General features: G+C 73.6%; 15 protein-coding genes. 7 read left to right on the forward strand and 8 right to left on the reverse strand.

Annotated features, from left to right (window positions below; translation table 11 throughout):
- Positions 1-528 precede the first annotated feature (528 nt).
- A complete protein-coding gene (locus ACZ7BZ_RS00440; RefSeq protein ID WP_470356383.1) occupies positions 529-726 on the forward strand; it encodes a hypothetical protein in 198 nt (65 codons plus the stop codon).
- Between the two features lie 160 nt (positions 727-886).
- On the opposite strand, the gene ACZ7BZ_RS00445 is transcribed toward ACZ7BZ_RS00440, so the two are convergent.
- The 6 genes from ACZ7BZ_RS00445 to ACZ7BZ_RS00470 all read right to left on the reverse strand — a co-directional run bounded on the left by ACZ7BZ_RS00445 (position 887) and on the right by ACZ7BZ_RS00470 (position 5,156).
- Positions 887-2,155: an NAD(P)/FAD-dependent oxidoreductase gene (locus tag ACZ7BZ_RS00445; protein WP_470356384.1), complete on the reverse strand. Its 1,269-nt coding sequence runs from the start codon at positions 2,153-2,155 to the stop codon at positions 887-889.
- Positions 2,156-2,171: 16 nt separating this feature from the next.
- The gene (locus tag ACZ7BZ_RS00450; RefSeq protein ID WP_470356385.1) at positions 2,172-2,873 is read right to left on the reverse strand and encodes a helix-turn-helix domain-containing protein; all 702 of its coding nucleotides are present in this window, start codon (positions 2,871-2,873) and stop codon (positions 2,172-2,174) included.
- Between the two features lie 14 nt (positions 2,874-2,887).
- On the reverse strand, positions 2,888-3,106 hold the full coding sequence (locus ACZ7BZ_RS00455) for a hypothetical protein (RefSeq protein WP_470356386.1): 219 nt from the start codon (positions 3,104-3,106) through the stop codon (positions 2,888-2,890).
- 331 nt (positions 3,107-3,437) lie between these two features.
- Positions 3,438-4,370 (reverse strand): hypothetical protein, encoded by a 933-nt coding sequence (locus ACZ7BZ_RS00460; RefSeq protein ID WP_470356387.1) that lies wholly within the window; start codon positions 4,368-4,370, stop codon positions 3,438-3,440.
- Positions 4,367-4,978, reverse strand: coding sequence for a cytochrome b N-terminal domain-containing protein (locus tag ACZ7BZ_RS00465; RefSeq protein WP_470356388.1), 612 nt, complete (start codon positions 4,976-4,978; stop codon positions 4,367-4,369). Before ACZ7BZ_RS00465 ends, ACZ7BZ_RS00460 begins: the two co-directional genes overlap by 4 nt.
- Entirely contained in the window at positions 4,971-5,156 is a 186-nt protein-coding gene (locus tag ACZ7BZ_RS00470) for a hypothetical protein (RefSeq protein ID WP_470356389.1), read from the reverse strand. The genes ACZ7BZ_RS00465 and ACZ7BZ_RS00470 overlap by 8 nt, the downstream gene beginning before the upstream one ends.
- A 239-nt stretch (positions 5,157-5,395) precedes the next feature.
- Between ACZ7BZ_RS00470 and ACZ7BZ_RS00475 the strand changes: the two genes are divergently transcribed.
- The 6 genes from ACZ7BZ_RS00475 to ACZ7BZ_RS00500 all read left to right on the forward strand — a co-directional run bounded on the left by ACZ7BZ_RS00475 (position 5,396) and on the right by ACZ7BZ_RS00500 (position 10,199).
- On the forward strand, positions 5,396-6,544 hold the full coding sequence (locus ACZ7BZ_RS00475; protein ID WP_470356795.1) for a 4Fe-4S dicluster domain-containing protein: 1,149 nt from the start codon (positions 5,396-5,398) through the stop codon (positions 6,542-6,544).
- Positions 6,544-7,350 carry an FAD/NAD(P)-binding protein gene (locus ACZ7BZ_RS00480; protein WP_470356390.1) on the forward strand — a complete coding sequence of 269 codons (807 nt, stop codon included), beginning with the start codon at positions 6,544-6,546 and terminating at the stop codon, positions 7,348-7,350. Before ACZ7BZ_RS00475 ends, ACZ7BZ_RS00480 begins: the two co-directional genes overlap by 1 nt.
- 5 nt (positions 7,351-7,355) lie before the next feature.
- Positions 7,356-8,156, forward strand: coding sequence for an NADH-quinone oxidoreductase subunit B family protein (locus tag ACZ7BZ_RS00485; protein WP_470356391.1), 801 nt, complete (start codon positions 7,356-7,358; stop codon positions 8,154-8,156).
- Positions 8,153-9,448, forward strand: a complete 1,296-nt coding sequence (locus tag ACZ7BZ_RS00490; protein ID WP_470356392.1) for a Ni/Fe hydrogenase subunit alpha — start codon at positions 8,153-8,155, stop codon at positions 9,446-9,448. The genes ACZ7BZ_RS00485 and ACZ7BZ_RS00490 overlap by 4 nt, the downstream gene beginning before the upstream one ends.
- Complete coding sequence (locus tag ACZ7BZ_RS00495) at positions 9,445-9,936, forward strand: hydrogenase maturation protease (RefSeq protein ID WP_470356393.1); 492 nt, start codon at positions 9,445-9,447, stop codon at positions 9,934-9,936. The genes ACZ7BZ_RS00490 and ACZ7BZ_RS00495 overlap by 4 nt, the downstream gene beginning before the upstream one ends.
- Positions 9,937-10,007: 71 nt before the next feature.
- Positions 10,008-10,199, forward strand: a complete 192-nt coding sequence (locus ACZ7BZ_RS00500; protein ID WP_470356394.1) for a hypothetical protein — start codon at positions 10,008-10,010, stop codon at positions 10,197-10,199.
- Positions 10,200-10,210: 11 nt separating this feature from the next.
- On the opposite strand, the gene ppsA is transcribed toward ACZ7BZ_RS00500, so the two are convergent.
- Both ppsA and ACZ7BZ_RS00510 read right to left on the reverse strand, forming a co-directional pair.
- Positions 10,211-12,574 carry a phosphoenolpyruvate synthase gene (gene ppsA / locus ACZ7BZ_RS00505; protein ID WP_470356395.1) on the reverse strand — a complete coding sequence of 788 codons (2,364 nt, stop codon included), beginning with the start codon at positions 12,572-12,574 and terminating at the stop codon, positions 10,211-10,213.
- 336 nt (positions 12,575-12,910) lie between these two features.
- On the reverse strand, positions 12,911-15,868 hold the full coding sequence (locus ACZ7BZ_RS00510) for a cation-translocating P-type ATPase (RefSeq protein WP_470356396.1): 2,958 nt from the start codon (positions 15,866-15,868) through the stop codon (positions 12,911-12,913).
- Positions 15,869-15,938: the final 70 nt, after the last annotated feature.

The following is a 15,938-nucleotide window of genomic DNA, read 5'->3' on the forward strand; positions in this document are numbered from 1 at the left end:
CGACGACGCCGCGACCCGGACCGCGGCCTGAGCGAGTCGATCGTGCGGCCCTCGTAGCCCGTTGACCACGGACCCGGCACCGGACCCGCGGCCGTCACCCGCTCGTCCACCGTCACCCCCCAGGGTCCGCGCCAACGCCGCGACGGCGAACAGTCCGGGCTGTGCCGCGGACGAAGTCACGGTGCACATGGATGGTGCTGCGACCGTGCTGCCGAGCGATCACGGTGCCGTCGCCGGGCCACTCCTCGAGCTACCGACTGCTTCCACGCCACGCGCTCTTGTCCGCCTCCCGATCAGGAGGCAGGAATTCGGTCTTGAGGACCTGCGCGGGGCGGCAGGGCCCTTCGGCCTGCTGATGGGCCCTGCCGACGGGACCGACTGGGCCGGTTGGCGCGGAACCGGCCCAGGCCGGATGCCCTGGTGCGGGAGGGCGGGGAGACCGGCGGGCGAGGGCCCTGGGCCTCTCGGTGCCGCCGCACGTATGCGTCATCGTGGAGGCACCGGAACAGGGGAGAGAAGGTGAGTCCGGTGATCGTCTCGGAGACCATGGAGTTCCACATCGGCGACCGCGTCTGCGTCTACCGCGAGTCCTGCTACGGCACGATCGAGAACGCTGTGGTCGTGGACACCCCGGCGGACCGCAGCCTCCGGCTGGAGTTCGCCGACGGACACCGCAACCACCTTCGCACCGGGCACATCGAGCTGCTGGCCCCGGCCGTCCGGTGAGGTGCGGGCTCCCAGCGGTCAGTGCCGCCCGGCCGGAGCGGTCGGGGCTGTTGGACCCTCGACCGGTACCACCGGTCCGGCGGGTGTTCGAATCACCGACGCTCCCCGCCGGCAGGGAGTGAACCGCCATGACTTGGCGAGGGGTGCGGATCGGAGCAGGTCAGGTGGCGAGAACGCGCGACATGCCCTTGAGCGCGAGCTCCATGGCCTGCCAGGGGCGGCCGCCGTGGAACGGCAGGCCGGCGCGGAACCGGACCGGGAGGTAGAGGCCGAGGGCCTTCCTGCCCAGGCGCCAGAGCGGGGAGGTGCCGACCCGGTAGGCGCCATCGGCGTCGACCGCCACGCGGACGGGCTGGGCCGTGCTGCCGGTCTCCTCCAGCGGCACCTGGACGAACGTCGCCTTGTCGAGCATCTCCAGCACGCACATGCTGATCGGCTCGAACGGTCCTGGCCGGTCGAGCAGTTCGGGGTCGACAACGGTGCAGATGTGCTGGCTGACGGCATCGGCCTGGAGAAAGGCCAGGAAGGCCTGCTTGACCGGGAAATCGCCCGCGTCGCCGGGTGCGTAGATCCGCGGGTGCTCGCGCACCTGCCGGGTGTCCGGATGGGTGAGCAGGAACCCCCGCTCATCGTGCGGCAGTTCAGGGTAGTCGACGGCCGCGGCGTACGGGGGGAAGGCGACCAGCAGGTCGTAGGGGCGGATGGTGCCGTCGGCGTAGCGGACCTCGTCGGCGCCGACCTCGTCGACCACCGCCGAGGTGTGGCCCTCGATGCCCCGCGCCGTGAACTCGCCTTCCACCACTTGGTGCAGGCGCGGGCCGAAGGCCTGGATGTAGCCGGTCTCATGGGTGGTCCAGGTGAGGTGGACGTGCGGACGCAGGTTCGCCCGGCGCAGCCAGGTGTCCAGCATCAGCGCGGTCTCGTACAGCGGCCCGGCGCACGTGTTGTCCGGCGGGACGAGGAAGAGCACCCGGCGGTGCTGCCCGGCCTCGGCGGCTTCCTTGAGTTCCTGGAACCTCCGTCCCAGCGAGCGCATCTGGCGGGGAGTCCAGACCGTCTGGGCGTGTTCGGCGAGGCCGGGCACTTCCTGCGGGCGCATCGCGGCTCCGGTGGCGAGGACCAGGAAGTCGCCGCGGAGACGGGTGCCGTCGGTCAGTTCCACCGCCAGTGCGTCCGGGTCGACCTCGGCCACCGCGCCCTGGTGGAAGGCGACGTGGCGGCGGAACAGCGGGCCGGGTAGGCGGATGTGGAGCGGGCCCTCGGCGGCGCCGAAGGGCAGGTAGATGGTGCTGGGCTTGAACAGGAAGTCCTCCCGGTCGGCGGCGAGCGAGATGTGGACGCGGTCGCCGAGCAGGTAGCGCAGGCCGAAGGCCGTCTCCAGGCCGGCGAAGCCGCCGCCGACCACGAGCACGTGCGGTTTGGCGTTCATCGCGATGGTGCCCTGCCTACTCGGAGTCGATGATCGGGGGTCCTTCCGGGCGGATGATCCGGCCGCTGATCCCGGTGGGCCGGATCCGCATCCAGGTGTCCCGGGCGCCGCCCGCCCAGGGGCGGGGGTCGGAGTGCCGTTCGAACCATCGCACGGCCTCCTCGTCGGAGACGACCGAGACGGTGCCGTTGACCAGCACGCTCCAGCCGGTGGCGAACGTCTCGTCCAACTGGTCCACCTCGAAGGCGACTTCGCTGCCCGCGGTGCGGGCGAGGGTGCCGTCCTCCGCGGTGCGGTAGAGGATGGTGGCGTCCAGTACGCGGTAGTTGACGGGCAGCGCCACCAGCCCGCGCGGCGCCGTCAGGATCACCCGGCCGACGCCCCCGGGGTTGAGTCTGCTCCAGCAGGCCGCCGGGTCCAGTTCCTCGGTCCGTACCCGGGTGTTGGCGCGGGCTCGGCCGGGCGGCTCCTCACGCCCGCCACCGAGGAGGTTGCCGACCGTGGTGTCGAGCGCGTCGGCGAGCCGGGTGAGCGTACTGACGCCGACCGGAACGGGGTGCGTCTCCAGGTATGCGACGAACCCCGCATCCAGGCCGCCGCGCTCGGCCACCAGCTCGCGGGTGAGCCCGAGCTGGGTACGGCGGTGGGCGACCCGGCGGCCGAGGTCGCCGGGGTCGGGCGGACAGGGGTCCGTCCGGTGTTCGTTGGTGGTCTTCATGACGATCTCCGTGGTCAGGCCGGGACGTTGTTCGGGACGATCACCGGCGGCGCGGTGCAGCGGTGCACGAGGGCGCGGCAGGTGGAGCCGGACAGCGGGCCGCGGGAGCCGCCGAGGCGGCTCCCGCACCCCGGTGCTGGCGCCCGTCGCGACGCGCGCCCGCTGCCTGTCATCGGCAGCCGGGAGCGGTCGACGCCGACGATCACGGGGCGGCGGGTTTCGAAGCCGTTCATCGCAGACTCCTTCGTCGGCCCCGGCCGGCGCCGTCACCGGCTCTGTGCGGAGGCTTGACCGCTCTCATCGTCGGTCGCCGCCGGGCGGGCGGGGCAGGGCCGGTCGGTCCCGGGCCGCAGGCCGGTGGGCCCTGACGGGCCCGGGCGGTCCCGGTGACACCGCGACGGGGTGACGGGGCTGTGCGGTCACCACGGAGGGTGGTTCCGGTCGGCCCGGTCAGCGGCCGTCGCCGGGCGAGACCTCCGGCGGCCGCGCGGACTCAGCGGGCGTCTTCCGGGCGGTGGCACTCGGACCGTTGACCAGCCGGAAGGGACGAACGCTGAAGCGGAACTACCGCCGACCGCGGTAGTAGTCCCGCCAGATCAGCCGGTGGACCCTGGTCCAGCGGGGGATGGACCGGATGCCGGGGATGAACGGAACCAGGACGAGGGCGAGGCTGAGAACGGCCATGATCGCCCAGATCTCGGCGTCCGCGTTCTTGGAGGTGTTGAACGGGTCGATCTGGTACCAGAAGGTGTACAGCCACAGCCAGGCCTGTCCCGGGTAGTTCCCGGTCTCGTTCATCATGCCCCACTGGCTGCCGGTCAGGTGCTGGGAGGTGGCCCGGTCGGACAGGTGGGAGCCGTCGGCGAGGAAGAGCATCGGCCGGGTGTAGTCCGTCTGGTAGAAGCGGCCCTGGGCGAGGAGCTGCCCGTCGAGGGAACCGGACTGGGCGAGCACCAGGAGCCGGGCGGCGAGGACCGGTACCGGGCCGTAGTCACCGGGCGCGACCTTGGCCGGGTCGCCGTCGGGTGCCTTGCCGAGGGCGTCGGTGTACGCCGAACTCCAGGACTGCTGCTGGTCGCCCGTGGCGCCGTTCCAGGCCGCGAGTGCGGCGGTGACCTCGGCGGGCTCGGGGGAACGGCGCAGCGGGCCCAGGACGAAGTCCTCGGCCGGATCGACCGGGATGCGCACCCCGGCCGCGCGCTGCAGCCCGACTGGGCCGATCTTCTGCCCGGCACCGGGCGCGTGGTTGTACGGCGGGCCGTAGCCCGCCGAGGTGCTGGTGCCGGCGAGTTCCGCCACGGCGGTGGCGGTGAAGTCGTTCGGGTCCGCGGTCGACCAGGAGGCCAGGGTGGTCGGCTTCTCGTCCGGTGAGGAGAACAGCGCGGCCAGGCCCACGCTCAACAGCGTCACCACCACCAACGCGACGGTGAACTCCTTGACCAGGTCGTACGGGCGGGTCGGGAAGTCGCCCGGGTCGGGCGTGTCGGTGCGCCTCACGACTCGACCCGCGGTGCGGCGGCGTCGATCGGCGGCACGATCCCTCGGGTCCGGACCAACAGGACGTGCCAGGCCGTCAGCACCACGAGCACGAGAGGGAAGAGCATGATGTGCCACATCAGCATCTGGCCGAAGTCCAGCACATTGAACCAGGCACCGATCCCGACGGCGTTGAGGGCGTCCTTGGCCTGTCCCGAGATCCACTGCGAGTCGAAGTTCTGCTGCACCGCGTAGCCGGTGAAGGCGGTGGCGATCGCGGCCAGGAAGGTGACCGCGCCGGTCACCCAGGTGAGCGCCCGCCGGCCGCGCCAGGCGGCCATGAAGAACTTGCCCCACAGGTGGATCACCATCACCGCCATGAACAGCTCCACGCTCCACAGGTGGACGCTGTTGACGAACCTCCCGACGCCGGAGGCGTGCCACCAGCCCGGACCCTCCAGCGCGAGCACCCCGCCGGAGACCAGCACCACCACCAGCGACGACACCGTGAGCACGCCGAAGACGTAGATCCACGACGACATGTACGCCGGCTGGGTGCCGGGCAGCAGCTTCTCCGGAGGCAGCCTGCGGACGGCGAACCGCCGCACCGCCCCGGTCCAGTCAGTCATCGCGCCGCCGCCCCTCGGGGAACGGGAGTAACAGCGCGGCCAGGAAGACCACCACCATCACGCCGATGACCACCAGGTTCGCCACCGAGATCTGCACCACGCCCCAGTGGACGTAGTGCCCGGGGTGGTTGAGGTCGACTGGTGCCGCGAGGCCACCCGTTCGCGGTGCCGCTCTCATGGCGGCCCCCTCTCCGAGCATCCGGACCGAGAATCTGGCGCCAGTCTTGCCCGTCCTCCCGCGCGCCGCACACGACGCTGCGCCGAACGGCGGCGGCCGATGGGCCGCCCGGCCCCGACGGCCCCCGGGGCGGGGCCGGGCGGCCCATGCGGGATCCCGGGTCGCGATGGACAGTGGAACCACGCGCACCGCCCGCCCCGGGCGGTGCCGGGGACGACGACGAGCCCGAGGGCAGCCCGATGATGGACACCACCACCGCTCCGCTCGTGGAGCTGGACGAACAGGGTCTCGCCGCGCTCGTCGCGGCCCTGCGGCAGCGCGGGTACACAGTGGTCGGCCCCACCGTGCGGGACGGCGCGATCGTGCTCGCCGAGCTGGCCTCCGCCGCGGAGCTGCCGTACGGCTGGGGCGTCGAGGCCGAGGCCGGCACCTACCGGCTGCACCCGCGCGCGGACCGGGCGGCCTTCGCCCACTCGGCCGGGCCGCAGTCCTGGAAGACCTTCCTGCACCCGCCCCGGGCCCGGCTCTGGCAGGCCGACCGAGCCGAGGACGGCACCGTCACCGTCCGGGAGGACGACGATCCGCCGCCCCGCTACGCGTTCCTCGGTGTGCGCCCCTGCGACCTGCGCGCGATCGCCGTCCAGGACCGGGTGCTCACCGGCGGCTCGTACACCGATCCGGTGTACGAGCCCCGGCGGGCCGGCGCGTTCATCGTCGTGGCCGAATGCACCGAACCGAGCGCGGTCTGCTTCTGCGTCTCGATGGGCACCGGTCCGGGCCTCCCGCAGGGGTCCTCCTACGACCTGGCGCTCACCGAGACGGCGGAACCGGACGGGCTCCACTACACGGTCCGCGCCGGCAGCCCCGACGGCGAGGAGGTCCTCACCGCCCTCCCCACCCGCCCCACCGACGGCGAACGGGCCCGTACGGCCGTCGCCGAGGCCGCCGGGCGGATGGGCCGGAGCATGGACCCCACCGACCTGCGTGCCCTGATGGCCGGCACGATGACCGCCGAGCGCTGGGACCAGGTCGCGAACCGCTGCCTGACCTGCGGCAACTGCACCATGGTCTGCCCCACCTGCTTCTGCACCACCACCGAGGAGATCACCGACCTCACCGGCGACCACGCCGAGCGGTGGCGCCGCTGGGACTCCTGCTTCGACCTCGACTTCTCCCACCTGCACGGCACCGGCCCGGTCCGCACCTCCGCCCGCAGCCGCTACCGCCAGTGGCTCACCCACAAACTCGGCACCTGGCACGACCAGTTCGGCTCCTCGGGTTGCGTCGGCTGCGGCCGCTGCATCGCCTGGTGCCCGGTCGGCATCGACATCACCGAGGAGGTCACCGCCCTGCGCGCGGAGGCCGCCACGACGGACGGAGAACCGTGATGCACGAGACGACCCCCGTCCCCTACCGGGTCCTGGCCCGCCACCGGGAGACCGCCGACACCGTCACCCTCGACCTCGTCCCGGCCGCGAGCCCACTGCGGCCGTTCCGGCCCGGGCAGTACGCCATGCTGTACGGCTTCGGCACCGGCGAGATCCCGCTCTCCGTCAGCGCCATCACCGGCGACACGCTCGCCCACACCGTGCGGGCGGTCGGGAGGGTCAGCGAGGCGCTGTGCAAGGCCGAGCCGGGCGACTGGATCGGGGCGCGCGGACCGTACGGCACGGCCTGGCAGACCCCACCCGCAGGCAGCGACGTCCTGATCGTCTCCGGCGGTATCGGGCTCGCCCCGCTCCGCCCGCTGATCGAGGAAGTCCTCGCCCGAGCCGATTCCTACGGGACGGTCTCGGTGCTCACCGGATACCGCGAACCGGGCGAGCAGCTGTTCGTCGAAGACCTGCCGCGCTGGCGCTCCCGGGCGGACGTCCGAACCACCGTGGACCGCCCCGAGCCCGGCTGGCGCGGCGCAGTCGGGCTGGTCACCGCGCTGCTGGACGGGGTCGACCTCCGCCCCGAGCACTGCGCCGCCCACCTGTGCGGCCCGGAGGTGATGATGCGCGCCACCGCCCGCGAACTGCTGCGCCGGGGCGTGCCCGCCGAGCGCATCCGGGTCTCGCTGGAACGCAACATGCGCTGCGCCACCGCCTGGTGCGGCCACTGCCAACTCGGCCCCGTCCTCGTCTGCCGGGACGGCCCGGTCTTCGGCTGGGACCACGCCGAAGGCCTGCTGTCCACCCCCGAGCGGTGAGTGCCATGGCCGCTACCCCGCGCCTGGCGGTGTGGAAGTTCTCCTCCTGCGACGGCTGCCAGCTCACCCTCCTCGACTGCGAGGACGAACTCCTCGCGCTCGCCGGAGAGGTCGAGATCGGCTACTTCCTGGAGGCCTCCAGCCGTGAACTACCGCCGCCCTACGACCTCTCCCTCGTCGAGGGCTCCATCGCCGCCCCCGCCGACCTGGAGCGGATCCGGCGGGTCCGCGAGCAGTCCCGCTACCTGGTGACCATCGGTGCCTGCGCCACCGCCGGCGGTGTCCAGGCCCTGCGCAACCTGGCGAGCCTGCCCGAGTACCAGTCGGTCGTCTACGCCCGCCCCGAGTACATCGACAGCCTCGACCGCTCCACCCCGATCTCCGCCCACGTGCCGGTCGACCTGGAACTGCGTGGCTGCCCGATCGACAAGCGGCAGCTGCTGGAGGTCATCACCGCCTACCTGGCCGACCGCAAGCCCGACATCCCCACCCACAGCGTCTGCTTCGAGTGCAAGCTGCGCGGCACCACCTGCGTCACCGTCGCCCACGGAACCCCGTGCCTCGGCCCGGTCACCCAGGCCGGCTGCGGCGCCATCTGCCCGGCGTACGGGCGGGGCTGCTACGGCTGCTTCGGGCCCGTGGGCAGCTTCCACGGCGAAGGAGGGCCCAACACCCGCGCCCTGCTGCCGCTGCTGCGCCGCGACGGCGTCACCGACGCGGACGCCGCCCGGCTCTACCGCACCTTCAACGCCGAGGCTCCCGACTTCGCGGAAGCGGCCCGGCAGACGACCGAGGAGCCCGGATGACCCACCGCACCGAACGGCTGCTCACCGTCGGCGCGCTGGCCCGCGTCGAGGGCGAGGGCGCGCTGCACCTCGCCGTCCGCGACGGCGCGGTCGAGGAGGTCCGGCTGGAGATCTACGAGCCCCCGCGCTACTTCGAGGCGCTGCTGCGCGGCCGCCGGTACACCGAGCCGCCCGACCTCACCTCCCGCATCTGCGGGATCTGCCCGGTGGCGTACCAGATGAGCGCCTGCCAAGCGGTGGAGAACGCCTGCGGGGTACTGGTGGACGGCCAACTCGCCCAGCTGAGAAGGCTGTTGTACTTCGGGGAGTGGATCGAAAGCCACACCCTGCACATCTACCTGCTGCACGCCCCCGACTTCCTCCGCCTGCCCGACGCGCTGGCGCTCGCCCGTACGGACGCGGCCCTGCTCCAGCGCGGCCTGCGGCTGAAGAAGGCCGGCAACGAGATCGTCGAGGTCCTCGGCGGGCGGGCGATCCACCCGGTGAACATCCGGCTCGGCGGCTTCCACCGGCTCCCCACACGCGCCGAACTCGAGCACCTGGCAACGGTGCTGCGCCAGGCCCGGACCGATGCCGAGGACACCCTCGGCTGGGTGGCGGGCTTCGACTTCCCACCGCTGACCGTCCGGCACGAACTGCTCGCCCTCGCCGACCCCGGCGGCTACGCCATCGACTCCGGCACGCCCACCGGAACCTCGGCCGGCCCGTTCCCGGTGGCCGACTTCGAGCAGCGCGCCCGGGAGCACCAGGTGCCGCACTCCACCGCCCTGCACGCCACCCTCGACGGCCGGCCCCACCTCACCGGCCCGCTCGCCCGCTGGAACCTCTCCGGCGACCGGCTGCCCACCGGCATCCGCGCCCTGGCCGACGAGGCCGGGCTCGGCCCGCGCTGCGACAACCCCTTCCGCAGCATCGTGATCAGGGCGACAGAAGCGCTGTGGGCCGTCACCGAGGCCCAGCGCATCATCGAACGGTACGAGCCGCCACCGGCCCCGGCCGTCCCCGTCCCGCCGCGCGCGGGCACCGGGTACGGCGCCACCGAGGCCCCGCGGGGGCTGCTCTACCACCGGTACGACATCGGCGAGGACGGGCTCATCCGGCGGGCCGTGATCGTCCCGCCGACCGCGCAGAACCAGTCCGCGATCGAGGCCGACCTGCGCGCCTTCGTCGAGCCGCGGCTGCACCTGGACGACGCGGAGCTGACCCGCCAGTGCGAGCAGGCGATCCGCAACTACGACCCGTGCATCTCCTGCGCCGCGCACTTCCTCAACCTCACCGTGGACCGGAGGTGACCGGCGTGGTCGGCCGGCGCATCGTCGTCATCGGCGTCGGCAACGAGTACCGGCACGACGACGGCGCCGCCGTGGCCGTCCTCGCGGAGCTCGCCGCCGACGGCCCCGCCGTCGACCGGCTCACCCTGTGCGACGGCGAGTCCACCCGTCTGATGGAGCTCTGGGAGGGCGCCGACCTCGCCATCGTGGTGGACGCGGTGCACAGCCACCCGGGAGAGCCGGGCCGGATCCACCGCGTCACCGTCGATACCGACCACCTGCTCGCCGACCCCCTCGCCGAGGACGAGGCGGCGGCGGGCACCCACGGCCTGGGCCTCGGCCATGCCGTCGCCCTGGCCGCCGCGCTCGGCAAACTGCCGCGCGAGCTGCTGATCGTCGCGGTCGAGGGCGCGGACTTCTCGATCGGCGAGGGCCTGAGCCCGGCCGTCGCCGACGCGGTGCCGCGCCTCGCCGCCGAGGTCCGTCGGGCGGTGGAAGCCCGGCGATGACGACCCGGCGCGAGGGCACTCGGCGCCCGGCGGCGTCGGCAACCAGCCCAGGGTGACGGCGAGGTCGCAGGGTGAGACCCCGTCCCCGGTCACGCGGTGACCTCGGCGCCGAGCTGCTCGGCAGCACCTTCTACGGCTACGTCGCCCGGAACGGGCCGGGAGCTCCCAGCACACCCCGCGCACCCCCGCGCACCCCCGAGGACACCTGGACGCGCATCCTGGACGCCCTCGACGCCTTGCTGCACAACCGGCCGGCGGCCTGACCTCGACCTCGTCAGCCCGTCGCCTCGGCGGCCGCCACGGCGTGCTTGACGGCGGCGAAGCTGTCCGGGGTGACGGAGATCGAGTCGATCCCGGCCTGGACCAGGAAGCGGGTGAAGTCCGGGTCGTTGCTGGGGCGTTGGCCGCAGAGGCCGACGTGGCGGCCGGCCGCGTGAGCCGTTGCGATCAGGGACTCGATGCTGCGGGTGACGGCCGGGTTCCGTTCGTCGAAGAGGTGGGCGAGCAGGCCGGAGTCGCGGTCGACGCCGAGGGTGAGCTGGGTGAGGTCGTTGCTGCCGATCGAGAAGCCGTCGAAGCGCTCGGCGAACTGCTCGGCGAGCAGGATGTTGGAGGGGATCTCCGCCATCACGTACACCCGCAGGCCGTTCGCGCCGCGGGTGAGGCCGTTGTCGTCCATCACCGCGAGGACCTCGTCGGCCTCCTGCGGGGTGCGGCAGAACGGGATCATCACGACGACGTTCGTGAGCCCGAGCTCGTCCCGGGCTCGGCGCAGTGCCCGGCATTCCAGGGCGAAGCCCTCGCGGTAGCCGGGGTCGTAGTAGCGGCTCGCTCCGCGCCAGCCGATCATCGGGTTGGCCTCGGCGGGCTCGAAGGGCGTCCCGCCGACCAGCCGGGCGTACTCGTTCGTCTTGAAGTCGCTGGTGCGCACCACCACCGGGTCGGGCCAGCGGGAAGCGGCGATCCGGGCCACGCCGTGGGCGAAGCGGTCCACGAAGTAGTCGGTGCGGTCCGGGTAGTCGTACGTCAACTCGCCGACGAGCCGCCGGTCCTCGGCCGACAGCCGCTCGGGGTGGACCAGGGCCATCGGGTGGACGCGCACCTGGTGGGCGACCACGAACTCGGTACGGGCCAGGCCCACGCCGTCCGCTGGCAGCCGCCACCAGCGGAACGCCGCGCCGGGGTCGGCCAGGTTGAGCATCACCTTGGTACGGGTGGCCGGCAGCGAGCCGAGGTCGGTCTCCGTCGACTCGTACGCGACGCGGCCCGCGTACACGTGCCCGTCCGCGCCCTCGGCACAGGAGACCGTGACCTCCTGCCCGTCGGCCAGCAGGGCGGTCGCCGAGCCGGTGCCGACCACCGCCGGCACGCCCAGCTCGCGGCTGACGATCGCCGCGTGCGAGGTCCGACCGCCGTGGTCGGTGACGATCGCGGCGGCCCGCTTCATCAACGGCTCCCAGTCCGGGTCGGTGATCTCCGTGACCAGCACGGCCCCTTGCGGGAAGCGGTCCAGGCCGACCGGCTCGGCCAGCGCGCACACCGGACCGGCGCCGACCGCCTCGCCGACGGCGATGCCGTCCACCAGCCGCTCGCCCGTACCGGTCAGCCGGAAGCGGCGCAGCACCTCGCCCCGGCGGCGGGACTGCACGGTCTCCGGCCGGGCCTGGACGAGGAACAGCGTGCCGCTGATCCCGTCCTTGGCCCATTCCAGGTCCATCGGGCAGCCGTAGTGCTCCTCCACCGCCACCGCCCACTCGGCGAGCGTGCGGATGTCGCCGAGGCCGAGCACCTGGCGTGCCCGCTCGCCGGTGTCGGTGTCGACCGTCCGGGTCGAGCCGTCCTCGGCGTACACGGCCTTGCGGCCCTTGGCCCCGAGCTGCACCTGGACCAACGGATCGAGGCGGTGGTCCTTGAGGACCGGCTTGAACACCGTGTACTCGTCCGGGTCCACCTGCCCGCTGACCACCGTCTCGCCCAGCCCCCACGCGGCGCTGATGACCACCACGCCGGGGAAGCCGGTCTCGGGGTCCAGCGTGAACGCCACGCCCGCGCCCGCGAGGTCGGAGCGCACCATCAGCTGGACACCGACCGACAGCGCCAGGGCGAGGTGCTCGAAGCCCATCCGCTCCCGGTAGTCGATCGCCCGGTCGGTGAACAGCGAGGCGAAGCAGCGACGGCAGGCGGCGAGCAGCGCCGTGGCGCCCCGGACGTTGAGGAAGGTCTCCTGCTGGCCCGCGAAGCTCGCCTCCGGCAGGTCCTCGGCGGTGGCGCTGCTGCGCACGGCGACGTCCGGGTCCTCCCGCCCGGCCTCGCGGGCGAGTCGCCCGTAGGCCTGCACGACCTCGCGTTCGAGCGCGGGAGGCAGGGGAGTGGCCAGAACGGCGGACCGGATCGCGGCGCCGACCTCGGGCAACGGGGCGCCCCCGCGCAGCCGGTCTACCTGCTCGGCGATCCGTTCGCGCAGACCGCCGGTGTCCAACAGCTCGCGGTAGGCGTCGGCCGTGGTGGCGAAGCCGTCCGGCACCAGGACCCCGGCGGGGCCCAGACCGTTGATCAGCTCGCCCAGCGAGGCGTTCTTGCCGCCGACCAGGCCGACGTCCTCGCGGCCGACCTCGCGGAAGCGGATGACACGGCGCATGGCTTCCTCCAGGCGCGCTCGCAGCATGTCCTCGCAGCGCGGGACGCGTCGAGGGCTCCGTCCCTGCCACTGTCCACCCGGGCCGCCCGCCGCGCGCAGAGGCGTACGCCCCGGGGAACCGGCCCGATCGGCTGCCGAATCAGGGCCGTTCGGCCCCGATCGCCGGGCCGGGCAGGGGGGCGGATCGGAATCGGATGGACTCCACCCCCCGAGGAGCGTTCACGTGCGGGCGATCGCCTTGCGCAGGGCGTAGGCGGCGGCGCCGGGTGCGATGACCACGGCGCCCCACGGCACCGAGTCCGCCGGCAGGGCGAGGGCCGGGGCGGCGGCCCGGGCTCACCGGGCCCGGTGACCGTGCTGTGCGGCGACGCGGTGGGCGTGGGCCACGATCTCGGCGGCCGCGTGCTCGCCGACGCCGAGGGCGTGGGTGAGCCTGGGGGCGCTCCATCCGTGCCGGGCGAGCAGGACGGGGAGCGGGTGGTGCGGAGTCTCCTCGGTGGCGGCCGGTACCGGGGCGGGTGGTACCGGGGCGGCCGGTACCGGGGTGGGCGTCGCCGAGGGCCTCGCCGCGGTCGTGTGGCGGCGGACGACCGCACGGCGCAGTTCGTCCGCGCCCCAGACCAGGAACGGGAACGGTGCCACCGTCAGTAGTTGGGTGGGGGAGAGGGCGGCCGTGCCGAACACCCTCTGCAGCGCCGGGAGGTAGACGACCGCGGCGGCGAACGCGAGCGAGAAGCCGATGCCGCCGAGCAGCTGCGGGTTGCTGAACACGCCGATCGCCCGTAGCGAGGCCCGGTCGGTGCGGGCGGCGAACGCGGTGCCGATCTGGCAGGCGACGATGCCCAGCCAGGCGACGGTGGTGGCCTGCTGGTACGGCAGGTGAAGCGCGGAGCCCGGGCCGGTCGGGTCGCCGGCGTGCCAGCCGGCGAGGCCGAGGGTGAGGAAGTAGCCGCCCATGACGAGCACGGCGGAGATCAGGCCGAGGAAGCCCCAGGCCCGGGCGAGCATGGCCGGGCGGATCACCCGCTCCGAGCGGGGCCGGGGCGGCCGGTCCATCAGCCCCGGCTCGGCGCGCTCGCGGCCGAGGGCGAGGGCCGGGAGGGTGTCGGTGCCGAGGTCGATGGCCAGGATCTGCATCACCGTCAGCGGGAGCGGCACGGCGCCGCCGGCGAGCGCGAAGACCAGGAAGGGGACGACCTCCGGCACGGCGTGGGTGAAGATGTAGACGATGAACTTGCGGATGTTGTCGTACGTGCGCCGCCCCTCCTCGACGGCCGCGACGATGGTGGCGAAGTTGTCGTCGGTGAGCACCATGGTGGCGGCCTCCCGGGCGACCTCGGTTCCGGAGCGGCCCATGGCGACGCCGATGTCCGCGCGGCGAAGGGCGGGCGCGTCGTTGACGCCGTCGCCGGTCATGGCGACGGTGTGGCCCTCGGCCCGCAGCGCGTCGGCGATGCGCAGCTTGGCCTCGGGGGAGGTGCGGGCGAAGATCACCTCCTCCCCCCGCGCGAGCAGCGCGTCCAAGCGGTCGTCGCCCATGGCGTCGAGTTCGGTGCCGGTGACGATGCGCATGCCGCGGTGGCCGATGCCGACCTGCTCGGCGACGGCCGCGGCAGTCAGGCCGTTGTCCCCGGTGACGACGTGCACGGTGACACCGGCCTGGTGGGCCTGCCGGATGGCCTGAGCCACCTCGGGCCTGGGCGGGTCGGCCATGGCGACCAGACCGAGGAAGAAGAGGTCGTGCTCGGCCTCCTCGCGGCGGCTCGGAGGCGGTTGCCCGGGCGGGAGCGGCCGTCGCGCCACGGCGAGGACGCGCAGCCCGCGCTCCGCCAGCCGACCGACGGCGCGAACCACCTCGGTGCGGTCGGTCGGGGTGAGCGGGCGTTCGGCGCCGTGGTCGAGCAGGTGGGTGGCGTGGGTGAGCACCTCCTCGGGGGCGCCCTTGGTGTGCAGGACGACCGTGCCGTCGCGCGCGTCGGCGGTGGTCATCAGCTTGACGTGCGGGTCGAAGCGGAACAGCGCCCGGCGCTCGCGATCCCGTCGGCGGGGGTCGGGGTCGGCGCCGAGGCGGGTGGCCAGGTCGAGGAGGGCGAGTTCGGTCGGGTCGCCGTGCCCCGCCACCGGGTCGGCGGTCGTACAGGTGGCGGCTGCTTCGGCGAGCGCGAGGACCTCACCGCTCTGCTTCGGAGTCCCCTCCGCCGTGCTCCCGTTGTCGGGAGTCCACACTTCGGTGACCCTCATCCGGTTCTCGGTCAGCGTGCCGGTCTTGTCGGTGCAGATCACCGTCGTGGAACCGAGGGTCTCCACGGCGGACAGCCGTTTGACCACGGCGCCGCGCCGGGCGAGGTCGCGCACCCCGGTGGCGAGCGCGAGGGTGATCGTCGGCAGCAGGCCCTCGGGCACGTTGGCGACGAGCAGGCCGACGGCGAAGGCCACCGCCGCAGTGAGCGAGAGACCTGCAGCCAGGCCCATCGGCAGGAACGCGAGGCCCACCCCGACCGCGATCACGGCGATCAGCCGGGCGACCCGTTTCACCTGGTGCTCCAGCGGGCTCTCCTCACGCCGGGTGCGCTGGCTCAGTGCGGCGATCCGGCCGAGCTCGGTGTGCATGCCCGTCGCCGTCACCACCGTCAGGGCCTGGCCTCCGGTGCACGCGGAGCCGGAGAACAGCACGTCGCGGGCGTCCAGGAGGGGGCCGGCGCCGTCGGCGTACTCGGCCGAGCGGAACACCGGCACGGACTCGCCGGTCAGCGCCGACAGGTCGACCTCGACTCCGCCCGACAGCAGCCGGGCGTCGGCCGGGACCCGGTCGCCTTCCTCGACCACCAGGACGTCGCCGGGCACCAGCTCGATCGCCGGGACCGGCCGTCTGCGGCCTCCCCGGATCACCGTCGCCTCTTCGGGTAGGAAGCCGGCCAGTGCCTCGACCGCCCGTTCGGCCTGCCGCTCCTGCGCGAAGGCGAGCAGGGCGTTCAGCCCGATCACCGCCACGATCGCGCCCGCCAAGTTCGGAGTTCCGCTGACGGCCGCCAGTACGGCGGCGAAGGCCAGGAGCAGCGCCAAGGGGTGGGTGAACTGGTGGGCCAGCTCGCCCGGCCAGCGGCGGGTTTCCCGGCGCGCGAGCGCGTTGGGTCCGTACACGGTCTGCCGCCGGGCGGCCTCGCGCTCGGTCAGGCCGTCCGGCGAGGTCCGCAGGTCGCGGAAGAGGAGGCTGATGGGCTCGCGCGGGTCCGGGGCTTCCTCACCGGTACCCGGTGGGCCGGGCCGGAGGGTGGCCTGGCGGTCGCCGGTCACGGTCAGTTCCGGTCGTTCGTCGGCCCGGGCCCGGAGGCGCGGGCTGCGGGTGCCCCTGCCGGGTGTTCGC

The organism is Kitasatospora sp. NPDC036934 (assembly GCF_055608425.1).

Bases quoted from the DNA above. Each gene is read 5' to 3' on its own strand.
- ACZ7BZ_RS00470 (WP_470356389.1), bottom strand. From the start codon at position 5,156: ATGAGAGCGGCACCGCGAACGGGTGGCCTCGCGGCACCAGTCGACCTC.
- ACZ7BZ_RS00480 (WP_470356390.1), top strand. From the start codon at position 6,544: ATGCACGAGACGACCCCCGTCCCCTACCGGGTCCTGGCCCGCCACCGG.
- ACZ7BZ_RS00455 (WP_470356386.1), bottom strand. From the start codon at position 3,106: ATGAACGGCTTCGAAACCCGCCGCCCCGTGATCGTCGGCGTCGACCGC.
- ppsA (WP_470356395.1), bottom strand. From the start codon at position 12,574: ATGCGCCGTGTCATCCGCTTCCGCGAGGTCGGCCGCGAGGACGTCGGC.
- ACZ7BZ_RS00490 (WP_470356392.1), top strand. From the start codon at position 8,153: ATGACCCACCGCACCGAACGGCTGCTCACCGTCGGCGCGCTGGCCCGC.
- ACZ7BZ_RS00475 (WP_470356795.1), top strand. From the start codon at position 5,396: ATGATGGACACCACCACCGCTCCGCTCGTGGAGCTGGACGAACAGGGT.
- ACZ7BZ_RS00485 (WP_470356391.1), top strand. From the start codon at position 7,356: ATGGCCGCTACCCCGCGCCTGGCGGTGTGGAAGTTCTCCTCCTGCGAC.
- ACZ7BZ_RS00445 (WP_470356384.1), bottom strand. From the start codon at position 2,155: ATGAACGCCAAACCGCACGTGCTCGTGGTCGGCGGCGGCTTCGCCGGC.
- ACZ7BZ_RS00450 (WP_470356385.1), bottom strand. From the start codon at position 2,873: ATGAAGACCACCAACGAACACCGGACGGACCCCTGTCCGCCCGACCCC.
- ACZ7BZ_RS00465 (WP_470356388.1), bottom strand. From the start codon at position 4,978: ATGACTGACTGGACCGGGGCGGTGCGGCGGTTCGCCGTCCGCAGGCTG.